Below are 23,123 nucleotides of genomic sequence, written 5' to 3'. Positions count from 1 at the left end.
GTTAAATCACAGCATACTACACTAGATTTATGCCTCTAGTGGCGAATGCTCTGTTGTTGTTGGGCAATAATCAGTCATGGTGGCACAACTCTCGGTTCCAGTGTCTGATGTCTCCACACCTTCTAGCTATGGAATTGAGGGGGTGGTGCAGGTGTTTACCTGTTCGCAGCGACATTTTTTTACCACGGTGATGGCACAGGCGTTGCGGGTAGCTGGCCAAGGCAGTGGTGTGATCATTTGCCAATTGCTCAAGGGAGGGATTCAAACAGGGGTGGAGCACCCCGTTCAGTTGGGGCAGCATTTAACGTGGTTCCGTCCGGCCTTGGGGCGATCGCTCGGGGTGGGGGATGACCTTGCAGCGGAGGACATCACGGCGGTGCGATCGCTGTGGCAGCATGTACAAACACTGGTTCAGGAAGGGAGCTATCGCTTGCTAGTGCTGGATGAACTGAGTTTAGCAATTCAGATGGGGCTGCTCCAAGAAGCGGAGGTCTTAGACTTTTTGCAACGCCGCCCCCGCACGCTGGATGTCATCCTAACGGGATCTGCAATGCCGGAGTCGGTGTTGGCGATCGCCGATCAGATTACCCAACTGCGCCGCCTGGTTTAGCCGTTGGTCGGGCATCCAGCCACTCTAGCAAGTATTGGTTTACTAAATCCGGCTGCTCTTGCTGCACAAAGTGGCCACAGTGATCGAGGTAGTGAATATTAAGCGCTTTGACGTAGGCCTCGGTATTATAGGTGAGTTCCACCCCTAGAACCGGGTCTTGGCGCCCCCACAGCATTTGGGTAGGAACGCTGAGGGTCCCCCACTCGTGAGCCAAAATACTGGGTAACGTACCGCGGTAATAGTTCAGCATGCCAGACAGAGCGCCCCGCTGTGCCGCTGCATCCTGGTAAAGGGCAATATCCGCAGGACGGATAGCACTCTGGTTTACCGCTGCCCACTGCAACAGGTGGGCGATCGCCCCGTAGTTCCCCCATTCCAAAAGGAGTTCTGGCAGCCACGGCAGTTGAAACAGCAGCAGATAACTGCTGCGTAACCACTGATCCCAACCACTGGGCACCTGCTTGAGCACACTTGGGTGCGGACACGCCAGCACACTCAACGTCTGAATCCGGTCTGGTACTGCGTAAGCCACCCCCCAAGCCACCATGCCGCCCCAATCGTGACCTACCAAGTGGCAGCGGCGATAGCCTAACCCGTCAATGACACCCACAATATCGAGAATGAGTTCATCAAGAACATAGCTAGTTGGATCCTGCGGCTTATCACTGAGGTTATAGCCGCGCAAATCGAGAGCCACAACCTTATGGTGATCTGCAAGCTTCGGAATTTGTTGTCGCCACGAGTACCAAAATTCAGGAAAACCGTGCAGCAACAGTACGAGGTCACCCTCTCCCTGAGTCACATAGTGTAAGCGGATGCCATTCGAGACGATGAACTTGTGAATCCACGGCCCATCAAGGAGAGACATACATCAATTCCACAGTCGGCATTTACACTATACACAGCCTGCTAAAGGGGGTGGAGTACAGTGATAAAGCAATGATGCTGTTTTTAGCTAAATCGGCGGCAAGCCCCACACTGTATGTGTGAATTGTGTTGACTCAAGAGCAAGCTCAGTTTTCCCGACCAGCGCACTAGATTTGCCCCCTCGGGCTGGTTTGGGAGTCACGTCTGCGGTTTCCCGTTGCAACTTCATCAGCGTGTGGACGGTTGTTTTACTCACTTGAAACTGGGCGGCTAGTTTCCGGATAGACGTTGTTCCTGACTCATCAGACGTCACAATGCGCGTCCGTCAATCGAGAGCTAAGGCAGCCATGAACACACTCTCTTGCTGAAACACCATGAAAATAGAGTGTACCCACTTATTAAGGAATCTGCTGTATGAGCTTTATTAACCCTATTTTGAAAGCCACTGGAAAACTCAATAACTTGTGCTTGACCCTCTGTGTAGTTGGGTCACGTAAAATTTACACTGCAGACGACTTTGGAGCATCCCCGTGGCATATCTTTGCCCCCAATCTAAAAATCTATGGCATCGATGCGGATCCGGAGGCTTGCGAACAGGCAAATGCAGCCCTAGCCGCACAGAGGATCGATTGGTTTGAGCAGCATTACCCCCTTGCCTTTGGGGGAGAGGTTGGGCAATCCACACTTTACGTTACCCATGCGGTGCATTGCAGTTCGCTCTATCTCCCTAATGCTGAGTATGTGTCTCGCTTTCAGGGGTTTAGTACGGGTTTGAGCCTAGAGGCCAGCATTGAAGTTGAGACCACGACCCTAGATGAATTTGCTAAACGTGAGGCTATTGAGGCAATTGATGTGCTCAAGGTGGATGTGCAAGGGGCCGACTTAGATGTGCTGCGGGGGGGCAAAGACATTATTCACAAGAGTACGTTAGCAGTGGTGGTGGAAGTAGAGTTTTCCGAGGTTTATAAGGGTCAACCGTTGTTTAGTGATATTGATCAGTATCTGCGTCAGCAGGGGTTTGTGCTTTTTGATTTAGTTACCGAGGATGCATGGTGCCGACTGCCGCGACAACTGTCGCCAGTGCGATCGCAACGGCGCGCTGGCCAGTTGCTGTGGGCCGATGCGATTTACTTCAGAGATCTGCTGCAGGATAATGCTCAGGTACAGCATTTATACTCGCCGGAGTCGCTGCTGAAGCTGGGGGCGATCGCCGATGCCTTTGAATTTCCTGATTATGCCCTAGAAATACTCACCTATTTAACCTTGAACCATGGGCAGGATCAGCGCTGGAACTGCCGCCAAGAGATTCTGTCAGCCTTGGAAAATGTCAAATCTGTCATTGAGGCTGATTTCGAAACCCTGCCGATTGTTAAGATGCTCAGCCAGCCCTGCGCCTAGGAACCCCTCAATGCTGCCAAGTTAGGATGCTTGGCGGTTCTAAGAGAAGAACTATGCTAAACTGAGGGGCTGTGAAAATTCAATCACCCGTCCTAAAGACTGCCGTTTAGACTGTTCAAGAAAGGCACTAACTACCATGCTGCGAGCCGGAATTGTCGGATTACCCAATGTAGGCAAATCAACATTGTTCAATGCCCTCGTGGCAAATGCAAAGGCAGAGGCAGCAAATTTCCCCTTTTGTACCATTGAACCCAATGTCGGGGTGGTGGCAGTACCGGATGAACGCCTCGCAGTATTGGCAGCGATTTCCCAATCCGCCCAAGTGGTGCCCACTCGTGTTGAATTCGTGGATATTGCTGGGTTAGTCAAAGGGGCGAGCAAGGGGGAAGGTCTCGGGAATCAGTTTTTGGCCAATATTCGCGAGGTGGATGCCATCGTCCATGTGGTGCGCTGCTTTGAGGATGATGACATTGTCCATGTGGCTGGACGGGTTGATCCGGTGCAGGATATGGCCGTTATTAATTTAGAGTTAGCGCTGGCGGATTTAGCCCAGATTGAGAAGCGGATTGAGCGCACTCGCAAGGCGGCGCGATCGCAAAAAGACGCGCAGATCGAGTTAGCCGCCCTAGAGAAACTATTGATGATTCTGAATGAGGGAAAGCCAGCTCGCTTGTGTGTGCTAACCCCAGAAGAAGATGCAGCAGTTCGCTTTTTGGGGCTACTGACCCGCAAGCCGATGATTTATGCGGCCAATGTTGCTGAGCAGGATCTAGCCACAGGCAATGATTGGAGCGCCGCCGTTCAAGCCGTCGCTCAGGCAGAAGGTGCAGAGGTGGTGATTGTTTCGGCACAGGTTGAATCTGAATTGGTGGATCTGCCAGAGGAGGATCGCCAAGACTATCTAGACAGTTTAGGGGTGAGTGAAGGGGGGTTGCGATCGCTCATCCGTGCTACCTACAAGCTGCTGGGGTTACAAACCTTTTTCACCACTGGTCCTAAAGAAACCCGAGCGTGGACAGTGCCTATGGGGGCTAAAGCGCCACAGGCGGCAGGGGTCATTCACAGTGACTTCGAGCGGGGGTTTATTCGCGCCGAAACGATTAGCTACGACGACCTAGTAGCGTGTCAGTCGATGAGTGTCGCCAAGGAAAAAGGGTTAATACGCAGCGAGGGCAAGGACTATGTGGTGCAAGAGGGGGATGTGATGCTATTCCGCTTTAACGTTTAGCAGCTGGGACGGCGATATAGACACCCCAAAGTACTGCCCCAATCCCCTCAGCAACTGTTCATGGTCTAAGGGGTGGCGCACCGCAACCCGAAAGTATCGTTCCCCCAGTTCAGGAAAGCTGAGGCAGTCTCGAATTAACAATCGATGGTGCTCTAGGAGGTAGCGTTGTAACGGCAGAACTGATGCCTCAGTAGTCACTAAAAGAAAGTTGCCATGGCTGGGGCTGGTGATTCTCAGGGTGGGAATTTGACCAAGGGCACGTTGCAGCGCCTCTCGCGCTGGCGCTAGCCATTGCCATGTCTGCTCCTGAAACGGGCGATCGCCTAGAGCAGCCACTCCAGCCACTAGGGCAAGGGCATTCACACTCCACGGATCTCGCCACTGCTGCCAGCGGCGCAAGCGCTCCGGCTGACTAACTACATAGCCCAAGCGCAAACCCGCTAAGCTATAGAACTTAGTGAGCGATCGCAACACAATTAAGTTGGGATACTCTTTAACGTAGGGTAACACGGTTTGACTGGTGGCTGGCGGCAAAAAGTCCATAAAGGCTTCATCCACAACCACCGTTGCCCCCGTCGCCACTAGAGCCTGCACCGCTGATCGCGACCACAAATGCCCCGTCGGATTGTGGGGGTTATTGAGAATAACAGCATCCTCTGGGTGCAGCTTAGCCGCTAGAGTTTGCACATCGTGGCGCACCTCATCCAGAGGAACGGTATCCACCGATGCGGCAAATGCCCTCAATGCCCGCCCATAGTCTTGGAAGTAAGGGGTAACCAGATATACCCGCGAGCAGGCCGCACAGTCACGCCCAATCCACGTCAGTAGCTCCGCTGCCCCGTTCCCCACCAGCAGCGTATCGGGGTCTAGGGCGTAGGTTGCTGCCAGTGCCTGAACAAGGGCAGTGCAGGTGGGATCAGGATAATCGCGAATAGCGCCAAGGCCATGATGCAGCGCAGCGACCACCGACGCGGGCGGCCCTAAAGGGTTCAAACTGGCAGAAAAGTCCAGTAGCTCTTCAGGGGCACACCGGGCGATCGCTGCCGCCCAAACTAAATTGCCACCATGACGCGGAGGCAAGGCACCTATTTTTTCTTCCCTTTAGCTGGCTGGGGGGCTGACGGTGCTACTTTTTCTTTGAACAGTTTGCCTGCCGAGAAGGCCGGTACCGTCGTGGCCGGAATTTGCATTTTTTCCTTGGTCTTGGGATTACGCCCTTCCCGGGCTTTACGCTCTCGGGGTTCAAAGGCACCAAACCCCACCAGCGTCACTTTATCGCCCTTGGAAACCGCTTCCATGATTTCCTCCACGGTGGCGGAGATAATGGCTTCTACTTGTTTCTTGGTCACATTGTTGGTGCTGTGGGCGCGACCAAACACCGCATCCACTAACTCAGCTTTATTCATGCAAAGACTCCAAAAAACATTAAAGATTGTCTGATTTCAGCGACAGTTGAGTAAAAGGCATGAAACCCTTGCCTATACTTGCTTTCAAGCCTCATTCTAGAACAGCAAGACTAAAACTGGAACCGTGAAACCTTTAAGATATATAGCTTTGGGGCACTTTTATGTATTAGAAATAGCTAAAACCCTTATAACGTCAGGATTTCGGCCAGATTAGCAGCCTTGGGTTTAACCTTTTATGGCAAGTTAAGAATTATTACTGATGGTGCTATCCAGTGTCTTGGCACCAAAAAAGCCCCACAGAGGCAGGGGGCTTCAAGAACTCAAACCGCTACACCTTAGGCATCGTCAAGGGCAGCAATGCCGGGTAATTCCTTACCCTCAAGAAGTTCAAGGCTCGCACCGCCACCCGTGGAAATGTGGCTCATGCGATCGGCAACACCGACTTTTTCGACTGCCGCTACAGAGTCACCCCCGCCAATAATGGTGGACACCCCTTCACCGGTCAATTCTGCGAGGTAGCGGGCGATCGCCTCAGTTCCTTTGGCAAACTGATCAAATTCAAAGACCCCCATCGGGCCATTCCAAATTACCGTTTTGCAGTCTTTTAGCGCCGCTTGGAACAGTTCAATCGAGGCAGGCCCAATGTCTAGCCCCATCCAGCCATCGGGAATGGCCTCCACGCTGACCACTTGGCTATTGGCATCCGCTGCAAAGTTGTCGGCCACTACCACATCGGTGGGCAGCAGTAACTCTACCCCCTTCTCCCGTGCCTTGGCTTCTAAGTGCTTCGCGAGATCTAACTTATCTTCTTCAACCAGCGACTTACCCACACTGAGACCGCGGGCTTTGTAGAACGTAAACACCATGCCGCCACCAATCAGCAGCTTATCCACTTTTTCCAGTAGCGATTCAATCACCCCAATTTTAGAGGACACTTTTGAGCCACCGACAATGGCAGCTAAAGGACGACGGGGATGCTCAATGGCATTTTGTAGATATTCCAGTTCTTTTTCAATTAAAAATCCGGCCACCGACGGGCTAAGGTACTGCGTGACCCCAGCGGTGGAAGCGTGGGCGCGGTGAGCCGTTCCAAAGGCATCGTTAACATACACATCGGCACAGGCCGCCAGTTGCTTGGCAAATTCGGGATCGTTTTTCTCTTCCTCGGGATGGAAGCGCACATTTTCCAACAGACACACATCACCGTTGGCCATGGCTTGCGTGTGTGCGACCACTGCCTCGCCGATACAATCATCCAGCTTGGTAACAGGTCGGTTCAGCAGTTGTGAGAGCCGCTGTGCCACAGGGGTCAGGCGCAGTTTATCATCAACCCCCTTAGGCCGACCAAGGTGGCTGGTTAAAATGACCTTGGCTCCTTTACTAATTAAGTCTTGGATGGTGGGGAGGGCGGCACGGATGCGTGTATCATCCGTAATGGCACCATTGCCATCGAGGGGAACGTTAAAATCAGCTCGTACCAAGACTCGTTTCCCAGCTAAGTCTGCGGCAGATAACTGAGCAACCGATTTTTTAGACACGCTAAAGCCTCCTAAATGCGTTAAAACATGGATGATAGTACTAGGGGCATGAAAATCCCGGCCAGCGATGGAGTGAAACGTTACAAATCCCTCACCTAGCCCTCATTCTACCGAAGGGTGTGCCCCAGAAACGACTCTCAGAGGTGATACCCATGTTCAAAACGATTCTCTTCCCCATTGACCGCAGCCGTGATACCCAAGAAGCCATCCCCACGGTTGTGGAGATCGTTAAGCTCTGTCAAAGCCAGTTAGTGTTACTCTCAGTGGAGGAAACCCCTGAGCCAGATGCCGAACTGGAGGCGGCGATTAGCAGTTTCCTTGCATCGGCTAAGGATGCCTTTGCGCAGCAGGCGATTGCAGCAGAAACGCTGTTGCGACGGGGGAAACCCGCCTTTGTTATCTGCGATGTTGCCGACGAGATTAACGCTAACCTGATTGTGATGGGGTGCCGGGGGACTGGGTTAACACCGGATGGGTTTCAAGAAAGTGTCAGTAACCGCGTGATTAACCTCGCACCTTGCCCTGTCTTGATTGTGCCCTAGGGAACTTTGTATTTCGCTATATTTCGGAAGTTGAATTTTCATCACAGGCTGGTCAGGGCTGGGAGTTGCCACCGATGATCAGAGTTAGTGCTTTTTGTGGTGATTGAATGCTGAATGTGCCAGATAGCCTCCTCGGGGCAGCCGATACCGTACCCACACCGCAGCGATCGCCCGCCTTGGGCGTATATATCACCATCCACGGCCATTTTTACCAGCCCCCGCGCGAAAATCCCTACCTAAATGCTATCGAGCAGCAGCCCAGTGCCCAGCCGTTTCACGATTGGAACGAGCGGATTTATTACGAGTGCTATCGCCCCAATGCCTTTGCCCGGATTTTGAACGATCGCGGCGAAGTCATTGATATTGTGAATAATTTTGAGTATCTCAGCTTTAATATTGGTCCAACGTTGTTTAGTTGGCTAGAGCGCTACGATCTTGAAGTCTATCAGCGCATTATCGAAGCGGATCGCCTCAGTTGCCAGCGGTTGAATGGCCACGGCAACGCGATCGCCCAAGTGTATAACCATATCATTTTGCCCCTTGCCAACTATCGCGATAAATTAACTCAAATTCGCTGGGGCAAGGCCGACTTTCGGCGGCGGTTTGGGCGCGACCCCGAAGGCATGTGGCTAGCGGAAACCGCCATCGACTACGAGACGGTTGCCGCCCTGATTCAGGAAGGCATTCGCTTTACAATTTTGGCACCCTCCCAAGCCCAGCGTTGCCGCCCCATCATGGCAGAGGGAGAGGCCGACTGGCAAGAAGTGAGCGGTAGCCAAATTGATCCCACCCGACCCTATCGCTGTTATTTACCCGGGCGCACTGGCGACTACTTAGATATTTTCTTTTATGATGGCCCAATTTCGCGGGATCTGGGGTTTAGCGACCTCCTCACTAGCTCCCAATTTTTAGCTGGCCGCCTAGGGCAAGCGGTACGGGGTGACCATCGCCCCAGCCAAATTATTGGGGTGGCCACCGATGGCGAAACCTTTGGCCACCATAAATACGGTGGCGAAAAAGCGCTTGCCTATGCCTTCAAAGTAGAGTTTCCGCAGCGAGGGTGGACGGTCACCAACTTTGCCCATTATCTGAGCCTGTTTCCCCCCACTTGGGAAGTGGAACTCAAGCCAGTTACAGCGTGGAGTTGTGCCCATGGGGTCGATCGCTGGCAAGAGAACTGTGGCTGTGGCGGCGGTGGCGGCTGGCACCAACACTGGCGGCGCCCCCTCCGGGATAGTTTGAACTGGTTACGGGATGAACTGATAGAGATCTATGAGACCCTTGGTAGCGAACTTCTGCAAGATGTCTGGGCAGCCCGTGATGCCTATATTAATCTCATTCAGGATCGCTCTGCAGACTCCATCGCCGCCTTTTTCCAACACCACCAATGCCGCCCCTTGAGCAACGGCGAGCGCATTGATGCGTTGCGCCTACTAGAGATGCAACACCATGCCCTACTGATGTTTACTAGTTGTGGCTGGTTTTTTGATGAACTCTCTCGCCCAGAAGGGGTGCAAATTCTGCGGTATGCGGCACGCGCCATGGAGTTGGCTGGGGATGTGGCGGGGGTGCATCTAGAGACAGAGTTTATCCGCCAGTTAGCCGCAGCCCCCAGTAATGTGCCCCAGTTTGGGGATGGTGCCACAGTCTATCACCAGCTCGTCAAAACCGCTCAGATTAGTCTGCATCAGGTGGCGGCGCATTATGCGATGAGTTCTCTGTTTAGTACCTATGCGCGCCAACACCACCTCTACTGCTACCACATTGAGCAGGCCGACTATCACCTCCAGCGCATGGGCAGCTTAACCTTAGCCATTGGTCATATTCAGCTCACCTCCACCATTACCACCGAAAGCCAGCCCTTAGTGTTTGCTGTGCTGCACCTCGGCGGCTGGGATTTTCACTGTGCCATTCAACCCTTTCAAGGGCGACGAGCCTACACTCAACTGAAGACAGAACTACTGCATGCCTTAAGCCAAGGGAGTGCGGCGCGGGTGGTGATGGCCATTACCGAAGCGTTTGGGGCGGTGGCCTATGGCCTTGACGATCTGTTTGCGGAGGAGCGCCATCGCTTGATGGGGGTACTGGCGCGGGAAACCCTGACCCGTTTAGATCAGCTCTATACCCAAGTTTATCGGGATAACTACGGCATTTTAATGGGGTTTCAGCGGGATGGACTGACCGTCCCCCAAGAGTTACAGGTGGCTGCTGCCGTTGCCTTAACCCATCGTGCCATTAGCCATCTGCACGCTTTAGAGCAAGATCTCAGTGACCCGAGTGCCTTGCCCATGGCAGAGATCCACAGCCATTTGGCGGAGCTAGGAGCGATCGCCCGCGAAGCACGGCTGTTGAACTGTACCCTCAGCCTTCGGGAACAGCAGCGATTACTAGAGCAGCAGATCTGTGCCTGCCTGCGGCACTTAGCCCATCACCTCGAGAGTGAAACCCTCAGTCAACTGAGCCCTCTGCTGCAAGACTTAGTGACCGTTGGCGGCGTGCTGGGTTTTACCCTAAACCTTGATCCAGCCCAAGAGCAGTTCTATGAATTACTCCCCCACCTCCACAGCAACCCCCATTTAACGGAGGCAGATCTGCGATCGCTGCGTGCCTTGGCAACACGGCTCAAAGTTGATCCGCAACTCCTTGCCCCTCCTGCTTAGCGACAGGGGCGAGGCAGACCGTAGCAGGGGTAGGGATAGGGATACGGGTAAGGATAGACCAGCGGCTGGGCAAAGCCTGAGGGGACGTAAACCCGCGGGAAAAAGGTGCGCTGCTGATAGATCACAGATTGGTTAGAATCGGGCAACGGCGCAATAATGTAGGGCTGTGGGCTACCGGGCGGGTGATAAATAATGGGTGCCGTTGGGGCTGGGTTGGGCTGGCCAAAGGAGCCTAACCCCGGAAAGAACACATCCACTCCGGGTTGATTGGGAAACAGCGGCCACGCGGCACGACTAGCAGGGGCGATCGCCACAATAGCAGCAAGGCTAGCCACGGCAAGGAAAAGGGAGCGAATCATAGACACCTCTAAAGCTTGAGGAGTGAGAGAGCTTAAGCTGGGCGACGACCACCCCCCTAAGAAAGTTCCCGCAGTACTCGACCCAATATGTCGATCATTTGATCAATGTGGGTGCGCTCTAGGATTAAGGGAGGGGAGAGGGCAATGATATCCCCCGTCACGCGGATCAGTAAGCCTGCGTCAAAGCAGCGGCATAGGGCATCATACCCGCGCACCCCCACTTGACCATCTCGTGGCGCCAGTTCAATTCCCGCCACTAAGCCTAAGTTGCGAATATCAATGACATGGGGCAGCCCGCGTAAGCGATGCACCGCCTCTTGCCAGTAGGGAGCCAAAGCCGCCGCACGCGCAAAGAGGTTCTCCTGCTCGTACAGAGTCAGGGTAGCCAACGCCGCCGCGCAGGCCAGTGGATGACCAGAGTAGGTATAGCCGTGGAAAAATTCAATTTGGCCGGGTGCTCCCTGCATAAACGTGTTGTAGATGTCATCGCGCACCAGCACCGCTCCCATGGGCACAGCACCATTGGTTAATCCCTTGGCCACGGTGATTAAATCTGGGGTGACTCCAAAATACTGGCTGGCAAAAGGGGTACCTAGGCGACCAAATCCGGTAATCACTTCGTCAAAAATCAGTAAAATCCCGTGGCGATCGCAGATGGTACGCAGACGTTCCAAGTACCCCTGAGGTGGAATCAAGACCCCCGTTGAACCCGCCACCGGCTCTACGATGACAGCCGCAATAGTCGAAGCATCGTGCAGCATTACCAGCCGCTCGAGTTCATCGGCAAGGTGCGCCCCCCATGCCGGTTGACCTCGACTAAAGGCGTTGTGCGCTAGGTTGTGGGTGTGGGGCAGATGATCCACCCCTGGCAAGAGCGAGCCAAAAAACTTGCGATTTGGAGCAATCCCCCCCACCGAAATACCGCCAAACCCCACGCCATGGTAGCCCCGCTCCCGACCAATCAGCCGCTGACGGCTGCCTTCTCCCCGCAGTCGATGGTAAGCTAGGGCAATTTTGAGGGCAGTGTCCACCGCTTCAGAGCCGGAGTTGGCAAAAAAAACATGGTTGAGCGGCTCGGGGGTGATGGCCTTGAGGCGTTCTGCCACCTGAAACGGTCCTGGGTGACCCATTTGAAAGGTTGGTGCAAAATCAAGGGTGGCTGCTTGCTGGGCGATCGCCGTGGCAATCTCTTGGCGACAGTGCCCCGCATTCACACACCACAGCCCCGCCGTTCCATCCAAAATTTGCCGCTGGTCAATACTGGTGTAGTACATCCCCGCTGCCGCAATCAGCAGCCGTGGTGCTTGCTTAAACTGCCGATTGGCGGTAAAGGGCATCCAGAAGGCATCGAGGGAGAGATCCGGCAACGTCGGCAGTCTCTCAAGGGGAATGGTCATAGTGGGGTTGTGTCAGTGGGGTTCAGGCCAATAATATCGCGATAGGCGGCCACAATGACGCAGGTACTTAGGGGGGCGCTCACCAGTAGCCCCACACAGCACAGGCACAGCCCCAACACATTGATGAGAACAATAGTGAGGTTGAGCAGAAAAAAGCCAAACCAATCGCGAGCGATGAGGCGACGGCTGGTTTCAAGGGCAGGCCAAAAATCAAATTTGTGCTCGACCACAAGGGGAATGGCTAGGGTATAGCACACCCCTAAATACAGCCCCGGCAGCAGAATAATTAGACCCATGAGCGCGATAACAGGCGGCCAACCATCGGGGATAGGTGGCAGTTGTTCAAGGAGGCGCAGCAACTGCTCAATATCCGCATCTGGTTCTGGAGCTTGGGCATTGGCCTGTTCCAGGATGCGTTGAACAAAGGGCAGGGAGGCAGCAATAAAGAACAATGAGGCGGTCACGACAAAAATATTGATAATCAACCCCATCACCACGTTGGTCAGGAAAATGGGCAGAAAATTGTTGTTCCTAAAGGCATCAAAGAAGTTGCTAAACTCTGGGCGTTGGCCATGGGCAATCTTAAAGCCAACAAAGTAGTACCCAGCCAATAACAACCCAGAAATAATTCCGTTGACAATGGGACCTACCCCAGGTACATTACTGAGGGCACCACTAATGAGAGCCGACAGCAGCAGAAAGCCAATGTAGCCCCCTGCATTGGCGGTAAAAAWTTGCCAGCCATCGCCAATATACTGACTAATGCGCACCCGATAGCGCCGGTTGGCGATCGCCTCTGGTGTATGCTCTGATTCACTAAACATCCCCATCTCCCCACAATGGTTTTCCTCCAGCCTAGCGATCGCCGTGGAGCCGTTCAATGGCCGAGGTGTCACTTATACCGATGGCCAAAGGAGCAGGTTTCAGCGATGGGTTTCGTCTAAGAGGGCGTTGCGCAAGTCCATACCATCCATTTCCGCTTTGTAGAGGTTCGCGCCCTTAAAATTTGCGCGGCGAGCATTCGCCTTGTTCATTTTGGCGGCAATGAGAATGGCGTGCTCAAAATTCGCCTCAATTAAACTGGCACTCTCAAGAATGGCTTCTTGCAAAATAGCGCCCTTGAGATCTGTAAGGTGCAAATTGGCCTGAAACAAATTTGCCCGCGTGAGGTTGGCGTAGGCAAGGGTTGCTTCGACTAAATTCACCCGCCGCAGCAATGCCCCCACGAGGTTGGCTTGCCGCAAATCCGCCATAGCAATATTCGATTTATACAGGTCAGCCCCCGCGAGAGTGGCACGCTGTAAACAAGCCCCTTGTAAATCCGCCTCAATCAGATCGCTCATGTAGAGGTTGGCACCAACTAAGTAAGCATCTTTGAGAAGGGCGTTCCGTAAATCTGCACCGGCCAAATTCACTTGCTCAAGATTGGCATTGGTGAGGTTGTAAAGCTCTAGATTCGCACCCGTTAAGTCTGCGTTCCCCAGATCTGGGTGGAGATTGCTATTTTTTTCACGCCATTGATTCCACGTCGTCACACCCTGCTGTAGGAGTGCCAAGTGTTCGGGGTTAGCCACGGCAGTGTGTCCTTAAGCAGTAGTGGAGCTGTTTTGATAACCGTAGAAATCAATGCGGTAATCAACGATTTTGACGCCAGTCTGGGCTTCGATGGCGCTGATCAGTTCGGTGGGCAGCTCAACATGAACATCCAGAATTTTTTGCGTATCTAGGCAGTTAACATGGCTGTGACTGTCGCTAATATTGCCGTAGAGGCGACCATCGGCGCGCTCAACACACTCAATAATGCCGTGCTCTGAGAGTGCCTCTAGGTTTTGATACACGGAGGTGTGACCAATGTCTTTGCCTGCTTGGTTGAGGCGATCGTAGATTTGCCGCGCCGAAAGATGGTCTTGCACCTCCCAGAGGAGATCCAGAATGGCTCGCCGCTGCCGACTTAAGCGCAACCCCAACCGCTGACAGCGATCAATGGCATCTTCAAGAGAGCGGATTGGCGGTAGGGCACTGGCATCGGAAGTCATAAACACGGTGATGTCCTAAGGGAAATTGAGTCAATAGATGTTGCAGATAATGAACCCAACTCAACACAAATAATCAATTTTTGGCATTGGGTCTGTCTAACCTGTAGTCATTATGATAAACAATCCCGCTGGTATTATCAAATGGATTCATTGTCAATAGGTGCTGCTGGAGACTGCCACAGCAGATAAAACCCCAGAAAAGCAAACATCATCGCTGCGATCGCCTTGATAAGTTTGAACGGTACGACGCTTGCCAAGCTACTGCCAAGCAGAACGCCAAAAAAGGTCGTACAAACGAGGCCGCTGGCCACTCCAAGAAAAACTGCTGTTGTTGAGCGGGCGTTGGTGCCAAGGGTAATGACCACAAGCTGGCTTTTATCTCCTAATTCTGAAAGAAAGACCACCGTAAAACTGAGAGCAAAGGATTGCCAATCCATAGAACTGTCTTCCTCAACCAGAGGGATGAAGCATATCCCACAACAACCAAACAGCGATCGCCAGTAAGCTAGTGCCGGTTAAGGTTTGTAGCCGTTGCGGTGACAAGTAGCGGGCTATCCAGCGCCCAAATAAGACCCCAATGAGGCTGGTACTGACGAGAGCCAGCGCCGCCCCCAGAAAGACTAACCATGGCGAGAGCGATCGCGCTGCCATCACGAGTACGACAAGCTGAGTTTTATCGGCAAACTCTGCTAAGAAAACCGTTAAAAAGGCAACAGCAAATTCCCGCCATGGTAGGGGACGACTGGTCATGAGAACCCTTGAGAGTCTCTAGCTAGGCATCCGTGAGTTCGTCAGTGGAGGTGTTGCCATCAGTCGTTGTTTTGGCTTCAGTGCGGTTATCGGTATTCATCCGCCGTCCAAAGCGACCTGTGGAGCGTTTGCGAAATTTGCGGGCGTAGGCTTGGTTACGAAGGGCTTTCTCTTTTTTAGGATTGCGGCGTTTGGCCATGCTAACCTCAAGGATGGGGATACTGTCGGCAAGACACTTGCAATATAAAGACAGAAATTTTATCTTATCGGAATTGGTACAGTGAAACAAGAGTGAAACAAGTAAGTTTATGGTAACCCGTACCTATCGCTCCACCCCTCACTGGCAACAGTGGGTCTTGTGGGTGACGCCGTCGTTGCGACGATCACGGCGGCAACCACGCACTGCGCGGCAGCGGCGTACATTCCTGTATCCGTTGGTGGGGCTAGGGGGAGCACTGTTGCTGTGGCAAACGGATAGTCAGCTCCTGCTGGCTACCCTCAGTGGTGTGGGAACCGTGTGGCTGTTAGCGCGCTGGCAGCGGCTGCTCTACGAGTACGCTCAACACCTAAAAACGCAAGTAGCTCAGGCTGCCCAACACCCCCTAGGGGCTACGGTGGCTGCTGGGGCGATCGCCTGCTTGGGCACCTACACCCTCACCCATCTCTGGCAGGGTGCAACGGATCATTGGTTGGTCATTGCCCTTGTCCTACAAGGCGCCCTCTTACTAGCGTTACTCACGGTGTTGATCTGGGTGGCGGCTCAGCAGCAACAGCAGCAATTGCAGCGCTGGCTCCAAGAGCTGAGTCATGCAAATCCCTTACACCGTCTCATCGCCATTCGACAGTTGAGCCGCTTGGTGGATCGCGGCGATCGCCAGTGTGCTCAGGAAGCCCTCTACTTGCTCCTCAACCAAGAAACAGAGCCTCTCGTGCGGCGAGCCGCATTGTCCGTTTTAGACCAGCTTGATGACACCCCATAACCCCAACTGGCTAGAGCGGTGGTGTATTGCCCACCTCACTCGCGCCATTGCTCGGGTGATTGACGTCGTGCCACAGCGCCTAGATTACGAGGGCTTTGTTGCCATTAGCCAGCAGGTGAAGCAGGGGCGATCGCCCGCAGCGCAGCAGCAGGTCATTGCCGCTGTTTTTGCCCAAGTTATTCCCCCATGGATCAGTACCATTGTCCGCACCCTATTTCGGCCAACGCGCTGGGTGTGTGAAACCAATGCTTGGTTTGCCACCCGCCTCACGGGCTGGTTAGTCGGATCTAGCGATCGCTACTGGGTGGAGGTGCTCTCCCCCAAGCAAACTCCCCAACGGCAACTCAGCGGCGTGCGGATTCAAAAGTGTTACTACCTCGCACAAGCAGAGTGCGCGGCATTGTGCATCAATCTGTGCAAGCACCCCACCGAGGAGTTTTTTCGCAACCAGTTGGGTCTTCCCCTCACCATGACCCCCAACTTTAGCGATTACAGTTGTGAAATGGTCTTTGGCACCCCGCTGACCCCCATCCCACCCCCTGCCATTCCGCGCTGTTTTGAGCAGCCCCATCTTGACCCCTGCCCCCACGTTCTTGGTTCAACGTCGGGTGCGATCGCCAAAGAGGGCTAAATAATCTTGGCTTTCGGTGCCTAGCCAGCGATCCCAAAACGTAAAGTAAAGGCCATAGTTACAGTGAAATTGGCTGTGGTGCAAACTGTGGTGCGTCGCGCCAATGAACCACCGCCCCAGCCAGTGGGTAGCAAAGGAACGGGGATAGATCTCTAGATTCAAATGATTAATCACACTGGAAAGGGTCATCACGGTTAACTGCGCCACAATCGTGTAGGGATGCAGAGGCACCACCAAAATAACTGCCGGTAAAAACAGGGCTTGCAGCAGCGATTCCCACGGATGGAAGGCAAAGGCCGTCCACGGCGAAGCCACAATGCTGTGGTGATGTACCCGATGCACATGGCGATAAATACGGGGATGGTGCATCCAGCGGTGCAACCAATAGTAGTAGGTTTCGTGCAACAGTAAGACCACTAAGAGGCTAACGGGCACGTACAGGTAATCCCGCCAAGACTGGAGATCGACGTAGATAGCGGTCCAGCCCTGCTGCCAAATCACCGCCGTCACTGCCCCCGCCAGTGCAAAAATAGCCGAGGTGAGGAGCGACCAACCAAATTCCTGGCAAAATTGCCAGCGGCGATAGGGACGCAAATTGACGCGCCGCCTCCTGAGCGGGGTGTAACCTGCTAGGCCATAAAACAATGAAAAGAGACCGGCAATGAGGATAAGACGGCTGACAATCATTAAAAACATGACCCCAACCATGATCACAAAGAGGGTGGGGTCACTTAAGTTATAGGGAATCATGGTGGCAGGTGATGCAGCTCAGCGCCTAGAGCCAGCCCAGCCAGTGCAGAAAACCTTCGCCCGTCCAATATTCCCACGCCAGCAGTGCCACTAAGCCAATCATTGCGGCTCGACCGTTCATCCGCTCAGCAAAGGTATTAAACCCATACTTAGGGGTTTCTAGCTTTGGCGATCGACTAGGCTGTGTTTGCGATGCCATACCTACTCCTCGTCGTCGGTATTTTCTTCACCCTCTGGGAAGTAAAAGCCTTTGGCACGCTCAGTCAAAATTGATTTACCAATCGACAAGGCGCGTTGTGCCTGAAGAGCGGCTTGACGTTTCCAAACAGCGCGGCGCATACTGCGCTTAGATTTCGAGGTTTTTTTCTTGGGGCAGGCCATGATGGTGTCTCGCCGAGTTCAACTTTCGCAATCTCTAACTATACTGCAAATATTGATCCGCAGCAAGTTTAACTAATGGGGGTGCGGGGGGCTATAAGTCCCGCACTGTACTTGAAAGGTCAGCGTCGGGATACATGGATACCCCGTATGACATAATCAGTGTAGGTAGTACCCAAGGACGCTGGGGAACGGAAACCGCCTGTCAAGTCGGTCTGTTGGGGGTCTATGACCTAGATCAGTGGCGTGGAGCAGGAATACCTAACTGTGAGGTTGGGAAGCCCGCGCTGTACCTGCCCCCTTCCCCCATATACGGGGGGATTGAGGGGGTCAGCGTCAGGAGGATGTCACGGAGCGCTGGTATGGTGAATTCCCTGAACAGGTCTCTGCAACTATTTACCCTAGCGGCTAACGTCAATCTTTATGATGCCCCGACAGGCGATCGCCTCGCCACCCAAGGGGCGGCGGCACGCTTTCTGTGGGCACCGGCTCCGCAACCTGCACAACCCACCGCTCGGCTCTACGTTCAACTAGCGGAGGATGAGTACTGGGGCTGGCTTGACCCATCTGACTACCCGAAGTTACAGCCGGCAACCACCCCCTATCGGCCCATCCCCTGCGATCGCGCCGCCGTTGTCAGTGCCATTGAAGCCATTATTGAGTTTTGCGAAGCAGCCCGCCGGGTGCCCCACGAATACCTATGGGGCGGGACAGTGGCTCCTCACTACGATTGTTCGGGCTTAATCCAGGCCAGCTTTGCCAGCCAAGGGATTTGGCTCCCGCGGGATGCCTACCAGCAGGAGGCCTTTACCACCCCCATCGCCCCCAGAGGCGCAACCATTGACGAAGTCTTACCCAAATTGGAGCGGGGCGATCTGATCTTCTTTGGTGCTAAGGAGAAGGCCACTCACGTTGCCCTGTACCTAGGCGAGGGGTACTACCTCCATAGCTCCGGTAAAGAGTGTGGCCGCAACGGCATTGGTGTTGATACCTTGCTCCCCAGTGCTGATCCGGTGGGTACCGCCTATCGGCAACAGTTCCGTGGGGCGGGGCGGGTGGAGTCGAGCTACCTGCCCATGCCCAACTTCTGCGCCTTTTGATAGACTTTGCCTTCCGTGAGGAGGGACGGCGCAATCACAATTTCCACCTGCTGCATTTCCCGCAGGTCTTTCGCCCCCAAAGTACCCATACTCGTTTGCAGTGCCCCCAAGAAATTATGGGTACCATCATCAAGCTGGGCGGGACCGCGCAAAATTTGCTCTAGGGTGCCCGTTGTGCCCACATGAATACGGGTTCCCCGAGGTAGCACCGGACTTGGGGTGGCCATCCCCCAGTGATAGCCGCGACCGGGGGCTTCCTTAGCGCGGGCAAAGGGCGACCCCATCATCACGGCATCGGCACCACAGGCAATACACTTACAGACATCGCCCCCCGTCACTAAGCCACCATCGGCAATCACTGCCACATAGCGTTGGCTTTCTTGGAAGTAGGCATCTCGCGCGGCTGCACACTCAGCGATCGCCGTCACTTGCGGTACCCCTACCCCCAAAACTCCGCGGGAGGTACACGCGGCTCCTGGCCCAATACCCACCAGAATAGCGGCAGCACCGCAGCGCATGAGGCTGAGCGCCACCTCGTAGGTGACACAGTTACCCAGAATCACAGGCATAGGCATCCGCTGACAAAACGCCGCCAAATCTAGGGGTGCCACAGAGTCGGATGCCAGATGAAATGGTGACACTACCGTTGCCTGAACAAATAMAAGATCGGCMCCTGCCTCTGCCACTGTATCCCCAAAGCGACTGGCACCCGCAGGGGTTAAACTCACAGCAGCAATCCCCCCCTGCGACTTAATTTCGTGAATGCGCTGCCTAATGAGGTCTGGTTGAATGGGTTGAGCATAAAGTTGCTGCATCAGGGGGACAAATTCGTCCACACTGACACTGGTAATCTGCTCGAGAATTGGGGCTGGATCGGCATAGCGCGTTTGAACCCCCTCGAGGTTCAACACTCCCAACGCCCCCATCTGGCTGAGTTTGACCGCCATTGTGACATCCACAACCCCATCCATGGCACTGGCAATAATCGGAATCTCTCGCTCAAGGGTGCCCAGTCGCCAGCGAGTATCTGCGAGTTGGGGGTCTAGGGTACGACTGCCGGGAACCAACGCAATTTCATCAATACCGTAAGCGCGACGGGCGGTGCGGTGTCCCCCAAGTTGAATGGTCATGGTGTTCCTCGTAGGTGCATTAGGTGGATAAAACATAGTGGTGCAGCTATTGCCACAGCGCCTGTGACAATTTACAAAAATTTACAACTAATGTACCAGTAACCGCTACCCACTAGTTCACTGGTGGTTTGGGCGATCGCCGGATCGATTGAAACGATGCGGGGCGCGGTGGAGGCGCACCCAGCCGCTGCGGTCGTTGTGGGCGAGCACTGCCACCAGTCGCGGGACGGGGTTTGCGCTTCGGCTTCAGCTTGCGGGGGGGCAACACACCGACCACTGTGGCATGATTGACCACTAGGGTGGTGCCTTCCCGCTGCACTTGAAAATCCCAAAAATAGCCCGGTGATTTCATAGAGACCGTCCCTTTAAGTTTGATCTTAAAGGCTCTGACTTTATCGCCACGGCGGCGCGGTAGTTGCTGCACTTTCACAACCACAAAGTTTTTGTCTTGGGAATTAAAAATAACTTCACCGCGCACCGAAAAATAGCCATCACTAACACCGGGATCGCTATCGATCGCCTGCTCTTGCTGTAACCGTTCAGGTTCCCACACACCAACCACCTGCAGATGCAACCTAGCATCATGGTCCACCTCCCGGGTACGGGGATAGACCACCCACAGATGGGATTCGTTGAGATCAAGATATTTTTTAATCAGGTTCATCACCTGCCCCAACAGAACCGTCTCAATTTCAGCGCCGTCTTCCGTAATTAATACACCACGGTTAAATTCGGTTTCGCTAGCAGGGACATAGCGACCGCGTACAACGCCGATGGCGCGGTACTGCATGCGATCGCTGGGGGGGGGGATGGGTTGCGGGCGACGGAGAATATCTGCCCCAGATGTGTCAGCTGGTTCAGCCACACTCATCTCTGGCATCTCTGGCTTGGGGGGGGCTGGTTTTTTACTCCCTGAAGAGATACTGACAATTTCCGGGCGAGCTTTGGCTGGGGGTGTCAATTCTGGGTCTGTCGCGGTGGGCGGCGTGGCTTGGCTTTTGGGCGGACGGGGGCGCTTGGCCCGGGGTTCAGGAGTCATAGCGGTTCTCGCAAACGTTTCCGGTCATGAACAGTTCAGCCATATTCAGCAGGGAAATGGGACACGGCAGTGCAAAGGAGCGTACCCTCAATTATGCGATGCGACTTGGGAGCTAAGCAACATCATTGCGATTGCTGTCTTTAATGGGGGGCTTCGGCGTGAACGATCGCCCCAAAGTCACCAATCACAGCCGCACAGTTGCGCAATAGCCCCAGTAAGGCTAAACGATTGGCGCGCAGGTGATTCTCGTCTGCCATAACCAGCACGCTCTCATCACCATCAAAAAAGCGACTGACGATGGGGGTGAGGGTTTGTAGGGTGGTGACAATATCGCTATAGGTGCGAGTTTGCTGTGCTTGCTTCACGGTGGGCAGTGCCGCTTTCAAAGCCGCATAAAACTCTTTTTCAATAGGAGCTTCGAGAAACTTAGCCTTGACCGCTCGCAAGTCCAACCGCTGTGGGTCTAAGTCTCCCTGCCGCGCCAAGCGAGCAGCGCGATTCACCGTAGGATAGATGGTTTGCAACTGGCCAGAATCACGCAACTGCTGTAAAAACCGCGCGCGATCGCCCGCGTCAAGGACATCGGCAAGGGCGCGGTTCTGAAGATCGGGCACATCGTCAGGACTAATGGCATTCACCAGATCGTAGTCAATCCCCTGCTCGTCCTGCAGGAGGGTGCGCAACCGTTGACTAAAAAACTGGCTAAGTTGGGCGTAGAGATCGTTGGGGGAGAGTTTAGCCTGAAATTGCTGGCAGAATTGCTGGCTGCCCTCCTGCAACAGTTCCAGCAGATTAAGGCGTAACCGTCCGTGCCACAGGATGGTAATGATGGCGTTGGCGGCTCGCCGCAGGGCAAAGGGATCCGACGACCCCGTAGGGCATAATCCCAACCCAAATAACGCAATCAGGGTATCTAGGCGATCGGCCAGACCAACCACCTGACCAGTGAGGGTCTGAGGGAGTTTATCCCCCGCAAAACGTGGTAAGTAATGCTCAAGGATGCCGGTGGCAACCGCTGGCGATTCCCCAGATACGGTGGCATAAACTTGCCCCATATACCCCTGTAGCTCCGGGAACTCCCCCACCATCTGGGTGACCAGATCGGCTTTGCACAGATAGGCGGTTCGCTCAATCGCGGCGCGATCGGCGGCTGAACAATTGAGCGCCTTGGCAATGGTGGTGGCAAGGGCAGTGATTCGCTCTCCTTTGGCGGCCATGGACCCTAGCTCATCCTGGAACGTGACCGCTGCCAGTTTGGCCACATAGCTCTCTAGGGGCTGGGCAGTATCGGCGTTATAGAAAAATTCTGCATCCGCAAGCCGAGCGCGGATCACCCGCTCATTGCCTGCGCGAATGAGGGGGGTGGCGGTGGGAGCGCCATTACTAATGGTGATAAAGGCAGGTAGCAGGGCTTGGCGTTGGTTATCGGTATAAACCGGAAAATACCGCTGGTGCGAGATCAACACCGTGGTGATCACCTCTAGGGGTAGCCCTAGAAATCGTGGCTCAAAGGCGCCTAGAACAGCTGTTGGCCACTCTACCAAGTGGGTGACCTCCTCCATCAGGGGAACCTCCAGATCTACCCAGCCCCCTACCTCCTTGGCTAGCTCATGAATTTGCTTGCGGATTGTTGCTTCACGGGCGCGGGGATCCACGAGCACCCCTGCGGTTTCTAGCGCTCTAGCGTAGTCCCTCCCATGGGACAGGGCAATCGTCTCTGAGGCTAGGACGCGATGGCCTTGGGTGTGGCGATCGCTGACAATGCAAACTGAATGGCTGTGCAACGTCAAGGGCAGCACCTGATCATCCCAGAGCAGCACTAACCAACGAATCGGGCGCGCAAATCGTAGGTCCCCATCTCCCCAGCGCATAAAACGAGGCCCGTCAAGGGTCTCTAGCCACTGCCGACTCAGGTGGCTCAACAGATCAGGCGTGGGTTGACCAGGGCGGACTTGCCGCAGATAGACCACGTCTCCCTTGGGGGTGGCTCGCACCTCAATCTCCTTCAGGTCTCCTTGGCGAGAGCGCAAGAAGCCGAGCAACGCAGGCGTGGGTTCGCCATCGCGAAAGGCAGCACTGGCAGCTGGCCCTTTGATCTCGAGGGACTGATCTGGCTGCTGGGCTGGTAGATCCTCAATGAGCACGGCTAGGCGACGAGGGGTGGCTAACACCTGAACCGTGCCACTGAGACCATGCTCCTGCAACGTTGCCGGAACGATCGCTTGCCACTGGGCGATCGCGCTCGCAACAAACCGAGCCGGTAAATCTTCCGTTCCCACCTCTAAAAGGAACGTATGCTGAGCAGACTTTGGCATGAACCTTGA

General features: G+C 54.3%; 26 protein-coding genes. 8 read left to right on the top strand and 18 right to left on the bottom strand.

Annotated elements, in window-relative coordinates; genetic code table 11:
* Positions 1–76: 76 nt before the first annotated feature.
* A complete protein-coding gene (locus tag L5220_RS00505) occupies positions 77–610 on the top strand; it encodes a P-loop NTPase family protein (protein WP_448515118.1) in 534 nt (177 codons plus the stop codon).
* On the opposite strand, the gene L5220_RS00500 is transcribed toward L5220_RS00505, so the two are convergent.
* The gene (locus L5220_RS00500) at positions 585–1,478 is read right to left on the bottom strand and encodes an alpha/beta fold hydrolase (RefSeq protein ID WP_499570939.1); all 894 of its coding nucleotides are present in this window, start codon (positions 1,476–1,478) and stop codon (positions 585–587) included. The two genes, L5220_RS00505 and L5220_RS00500, sit on opposite strands and share 26 nt — an antisense overlap.
* A 413-nt stretch (positions 1,479–1,891) precedes the next feature.
* Between L5220_RS00500 and L5220_RS00495 the strand changes: the two genes are divergently transcribed.
* Both L5220_RS00495 and ychF read left to right on the top strand, forming a co-directional pair.
* Positions 1,892–2,875 carry an FkbM family methyltransferase gene (locus tag L5220_RS00495; RefSeq protein ID WP_499570937.1) on the top strand — a complete coding sequence of 328 codons (984 nt, stop codon included), beginning with the start codon at positions 1,892–1,894 and terminating at the stop codon, positions 2,873–2,875.
* A 136-nt stretch (positions 2,876–3,011) separates the two neighbouring features.
* Positions 3,012–4,103 carry a redox-regulated ATPase YchF gene (ychF, locus tag L5220_RS00490; protein ID WP_499570935.1) on the top strand — a complete coding sequence of 364 codons (1,092 nt, stop codon included), beginning with the start codon at positions 3,012–3,014 and terminating at the stop codon, positions 4,101–4,103.
* Here ychF and cobD read toward each other — a convergent pair.
* The 3 genes from cobD to L5220_RS00475 all read right to left on the bottom strand — a co-directional run bounded on the left by cobD (position 4,083) and on the right by L5220_RS00475 (position 7,047).
* Complete coding sequence (gene cobD, locus L5220_RS00485; RefSeq protein WP_499570933.1) at positions 4,083–5,183, bottom strand: threonine-phosphate decarboxylase CobD; 1,101 nt, start codon at positions 5,181–5,183, stop codon at positions 4,083–4,085. The two genes, ychF and cobD, sit on opposite strands and share 21 nt — an antisense overlap.
* A gap of 5 nt (positions 5,184–5,188) precedes the next feature.
* Positions 5,189–5,509 carry an HU family DNA-binding protein gene (locus tag L5220_RS00480; protein ID WP_099798699.1) on the bottom strand — a complete coding sequence of 107 codons (321 nt, stop codon included), beginning with the start codon at positions 5,507–5,509 and terminating at the stop codon, positions 5,189–5,191.
* A 335-nt stretch (positions 5,510–5,844) separates the two neighbouring features.
* Complete coding sequence (locus L5220_RS00475) at positions 5,845–7,047, bottom strand: phosphoglycerate kinase (protein ID WP_448515123.1); 1,203 nt, start codon at positions 7,045–7,047, stop codon at positions 5,845–5,847.
* A 152-nt stretch (positions 7,048–7,199) separates the two neighbouring features.
* Between L5220_RS00475 and L5220_RS00470 the strand changes: the two genes are divergently transcribed.
* Together L5220_RS00470 and L5220_RS00465 are read left to right on the top strand one after the other, a co-directional pair.
* A complete protein-coding gene (locus tag L5220_RS00470) occupies positions 7,200–7,589 on the top strand; it encodes a universal stress protein (protein ID WP_448515124.1) in 390 nt (129 codons plus the stop codon).
* A gap of 107 nt (positions 7,590–7,696) precedes the next feature.
* Positions 7,697–10,249 (top strand): DUF3536 domain-containing protein, encoded by a 2,553-nt coding sequence (locus tag L5220_RS00465; protein WP_499570931.1) that lies wholly within the window; start codon positions 7,697–7,699, stop codon positions 10,247–10,249.
* Here the strand turns inward: L5220_RS00465 and L5220_RS00460 are convergent.
* From L5220_RS00460 to L5220_RS00425, 8 genes are all read right to left on the bottom strand, one after another.
* Entirely contained in the window at positions 10,246–10,608 is a 363-nt protein-coding gene (locus L5220_RS00460; protein WP_448515126.1) for a hypothetical protein, read from the bottom strand. The genes L5220_RS00465 and L5220_RS00460 overlap by 4 nt on opposite strands.
* A gap of 56 nt (positions 10,609–10,664) precedes the next feature.
* Complete coding sequence (gene aptA / locus L5220_RS00455) at positions 10,665–12,005, bottom strand: omega-aminotransferase AptA (protein WP_499570930.1); 1,341 nt, start codon at positions 12,003–12,005, stop codon at positions 10,665–10,667.
* The gene (locus L5220_RS00450) at positions 12,002–12,901 is read right to left on the bottom strand and encodes a DUF975 family protein (RefSeq protein WP_499570928.1); all 900 of its coding nucleotides are present in this window, start codon (positions 12,899–12,901) and stop codon (positions 12,002–12,004) included. The genes aptA and L5220_RS00450 overlap by 4 nt, the downstream gene beginning before the upstream one ends.
* A gap of 27 nt (positions 12,902–12,928) precedes the next feature.
* Positions 12,929–13,579, bottom strand: a complete 651-nt coding sequence (locus tag L5220_RS00445; RefSeq protein WP_448515129.1) for a pentapeptide repeat-containing protein — start codon at positions 13,577–13,579, stop codon at positions 12,929–12,931.
* Positions 13,580–13,591: 12 nt separating this feature from the next.
* Positions 13,592–14,041 (bottom strand): Fur family transcriptional regulator, encoded by a 450-nt coding sequence (locus L5220_RS00440; RefSeq protein WP_099798706.1) that lies wholly within the window; start codon positions 14,039–14,041, stop codon positions 13,592–13,594.
* A gap of 137 nt (positions 14,042–14,178) precedes the next feature.
* The gene (locus L5220_RS00435; protein WP_499570926.1) at positions 14,179–14,478 is read right to left on the bottom strand and encodes a TMEM165/GDT1 family protein; all 300 of its coding nucleotides are present in this window, start codon (positions 14,476–14,478) and stop codon (positions 14,179–14,181) included.
* 13 nt (positions 14,479–14,491) lie between these two features.
* On the bottom strand, positions 14,492–14,791 hold the full coding sequence (locus L5220_RS00430; RefSeq protein WP_499570924.1) for a TMEM165/GDT1 family protein: 300 nt from the start codon (positions 14,789–14,791) through the stop codon (positions 14,492–14,494).
* A gap of 22 nt (positions 14,792–14,813) precedes the next feature.
* Complete coding sequence (locus L5220_RS00425) at positions 14,814–14,990, bottom strand: Asl3888 family RNA-binding protein (protein ID WP_448515132.1); 177 nt, start codon at positions 14,988–14,990, stop codon at positions 14,814–14,816.
* Between the two features lie 109 nt (positions 14,991–15,099).
* On the opposite strand from L5220_RS00425, the gene L5220_RS00420 reads away from it, so the two are divergent.
* A complete protein-coding gene (locus tag L5220_RS00420; protein WP_448515133.1) occupies positions 15,100–15,771 on the top strand; it encodes a hypothetical protein in 672 nt (223 codons plus the stop codon).
* Positions 15,758–16,402, top strand: a complete 645-nt coding sequence (locus L5220_RS00415; RefSeq protein WP_499570922.1) for a DUF4033 domain-containing protein — start codon at positions 15,758–15,760, stop codon at positions 16,400–16,402. The genes L5220_RS00420 and L5220_RS00415 overlap by 14 nt, the downstream gene beginning before the upstream one ends.
* Here L5220_RS00415 and L5220_RS00410 read toward each other — a convergent pair.
* Genes L5220_RS00410 through L5220_RS00400 form a run of 3 tightly spaced genes read right to left on the bottom strand, consistent with a single transcriptional unit; the run spans position 16,370 to position 17,533 of the window.
* Positions 16,370–17,152 carry a sterol desaturase family protein gene (locus tag L5220_RS00410; protein ID WP_099798713.1) on the bottom strand — a complete coding sequence of 261 codons (783 nt, stop codon included), beginning with the start codon at positions 17,150–17,152 and terminating at the stop codon, positions 16,370–16,372. The two genes, L5220_RS00415 and L5220_RS00410, sit on opposite strands and share 33 nt — an antisense overlap.
* 25 nt (positions 17,153–17,177) lie before the next feature.
* Positions 17,178–17,351 carry a CAB/ELIP/HLIP family chlorophyll-binding protein gene (locus L5220_RS00405; RefSeq protein ID WP_099798714.1) on the bottom strand — a complete coding sequence of 58 codons (174 nt, stop codon included), beginning with the start codon at positions 17,349–17,351 and terminating at the stop codon, positions 17,178–17,180.
* A 2-nt stretch (positions 17,352–17,353) separates the two neighbouring features.
* Positions 17,354–17,533 (bottom strand): 50S ribosomal protein L32, encoded by a 180-nt coding sequence (locus tag L5220_RS00400; protein ID WP_099798715.1) that lies wholly within the window; start codon positions 17,531–17,533, stop codon positions 17,354–17,356.
* A gap of 359 nt (positions 17,534–17,892) precedes the next feature.
* Here L5220_RS00400 and L5220_RS00395 point away from each other — a divergent pair, with 359 nt between their 5' ends.
* Positions 17,893–18,630 carry a C40 family peptidase gene (locus tag L5220_RS00395; protein ID WP_499570920.1) on the top strand — a complete coding sequence of 246 codons (738 nt, stop codon included), beginning with the start codon at positions 17,893–17,895 and terminating at the stop codon, positions 18,628–18,630.
* On the opposite strand, the gene L5220_RS00390 is transcribed toward L5220_RS00395, so the two are convergent.
* The 3 genes from L5220_RS00390 to glyS form a co-directional block, all read right to left on the bottom strand.
* Positions 18,597–19,760 carry a GuaB3 family IMP dehydrogenase-related protein gene (locus tag L5220_RS00390; protein WP_499570918.1) on the bottom strand — a complete coding sequence of 388 codons (1,164 nt, stop codon included), beginning with the start codon at positions 19,758–19,760 and terminating at the stop codon, positions 18,597–18,599. The genes L5220_RS00395 and L5220_RS00390 overlap by 34 nt on opposite strands.
* A 112-nt stretch (positions 19,761–19,872) precedes the next feature.
* Positions 19,873–20,799, bottom strand: a complete 927-nt coding sequence (gene patR, locus L5220_RS00385; RefSeq protein WP_499570917.1) for a heterocyst master regulator PatR — start codon at positions 20,797–20,799, stop codon at positions 19,873–19,875.
* A gap of 140 nt (positions 20,800–20,939) precedes the next feature.
* Positions 20,940–23,114: a glycine--tRNA ligase subunit beta gene (gene glyS, locus L5220_RS00380; protein WP_499570916.1), complete on the bottom strand. Its 2,175-nt coding sequence runs from the start codon at positions 23,112–23,114 to the stop codon at positions 20,940–20,942.
* Positions 23,115–23,123: the final 9 nt, after the last annotated feature.

The sequence above is a fragment of the Synechococcus sp. PCC 6716 genome, assembly GCF_022570815.1.
In the GTDB taxonomy this organism is placed as follows: Bacteria; Cyanobacteriota; Cyanobacteriia; order Thermosynechococcales; family Thermosynechococcaceae; genus Thermosynechococcus; species Thermosynechococcus lividus.
Note: the sequence above shows the minus strand (reverse complement) of the source record. Positions and strands in the feature narration are given on the sequence as shown.

Coding starts and splice junctions, on each gene's coding strand:
- L5220_RS00480 (WP_099798699.1), bottom strand. CDS start 5,509: ATGAATAAAGCTGAGTTAGTGGATGCGGTGTTTGGTCGCGCCCACAGC.
- L5220_RS00410 (WP_099798713.1), bottom strand. CDS start 17,152: ATGATTCCCTATAACTTAAGTGACCCCACCCTCTTTGTGATCATGGTT.
- aptA (WP_499570930.1), bottom strand. CDS start 12,005: ATGACCATTCCCCTTGAGAGACTGCCGACGTTGCCGGATCTCTCCCTC.
- L5220_RS00400 (WP_099798715.1), bottom strand. CDS start 17,533: ATGGCCTGCCCCAAGAAAAAAACCTCGAAATCTAAGCGCAGTATGCGC.
- L5220_RS00465 (WP_499570931.1), top strand. CDS start 7,697: ATGCTGAATGTGCCAGATAGCCTCCTCGGGGCAGCCGATACCGTACCC.
- L5220_RS00415 (WP_499570922.1), top strand. CDS start 15,758: ATGACACCCCATAACCCCAACTGGCTAGAGCGGTGGTGTATTGCCCAC.
- L5220_RS00470 (WP_448515124.1), top strand. CDS start 7,200: ATGTTCAAAACGATTCTCTTCCCCATTGACCGCAGCCGTGATACCCAA.
- L5220_RS00435 (WP_499570926.1), bottom strand. CDS start 14,478: ATGGATTGGCAATCCTTTGCTCTCAGTTTTACGGTGGTCTTTCTTTCA.
- ychF (WP_499570935.1), top strand. CDS start 3,012: ATGCTGCGAGCCGGAATTGTCGGATTACCCAATGTAGGCAAATCAACA.
- L5220_RS00440 (WP_099798706.1), bottom strand. CDS start 14,041: ATGACTTCCGATGCCAGTGCCCTACCGCCAATCCGCTCTCTTGAAGAT.
- L5220_RS00420 (WP_448515133.1), top strand. CDS start 15,100: ATGGTAACCCGTACCTATCGCTCCACCCCTCACTGGCAACAGTGGGTC.
- L5220_RS00460 (WP_448515126.1), bottom strand. CDS start 10,608: ATGATTCGCTCCCTTTTCCTTGCCGTGGCTAGCCTTGCTGCTATTGTG.
- L5220_RS00405 (WP_099798714.1), bottom strand. CDS start 17,351: ATGGCATCGCAAACACAGCCTAGTCGATCGCCAAAGCTAGAAACCCCT.
- L5220_RS00430 (WP_499570924.1), bottom strand. CDS start 14,791: ATGACCAGTCGTCCCCTACCATGGCGGGAATTTGCTGTTGCCTTTTTA.
- glyS (WP_499570916.1), bottom strand. CDS start 23,114: ATGCCAAAGTCTGCTCAGCATACGTTCCTTTTAGAGGTGGGAACGGAA.
- L5220_RS00425 (WP_448515132.1), bottom strand. CDS start 14,990: ATGGCCAAACGCCGCAATCCTAAAAAAGAGAAAGCCCTTCGTAACCAA.
- L5220_RS00395 (WP_499570920.1), top strand. CDS start 17,893: ATGGTGAATTCCCTGAACAGGTCTCTGCAACTATTTACCCTAGCGGCT.
- L5220_RS00495 (WP_499570937.1), top strand. CDS start 1,892: ATGAGCTTTATTAACCCTATTTTGAAAGCCACTGGAAAACTCAATAAC.
- L5220_RS00500 (WP_499570939.1), bottom strand. CDS start 1,478: ATGTCTCTCCTTGATGGGCCGTGGATTCACAAGTTCATCGTCTCGAAT.
- L5220_RS00505 (WP_448515118.1), top strand. CDS start 77: ATGGTGGCACAACTCTCGGTTCCAGTGTCTGATGTCTCCACACCTTCT.
- patR (WP_499570917.1), bottom strand. CDS start 20,799: ATGACTCCTGAACCCCGGGCCAAGCGCCCCCGTCCGCCCAAAAGCCAA.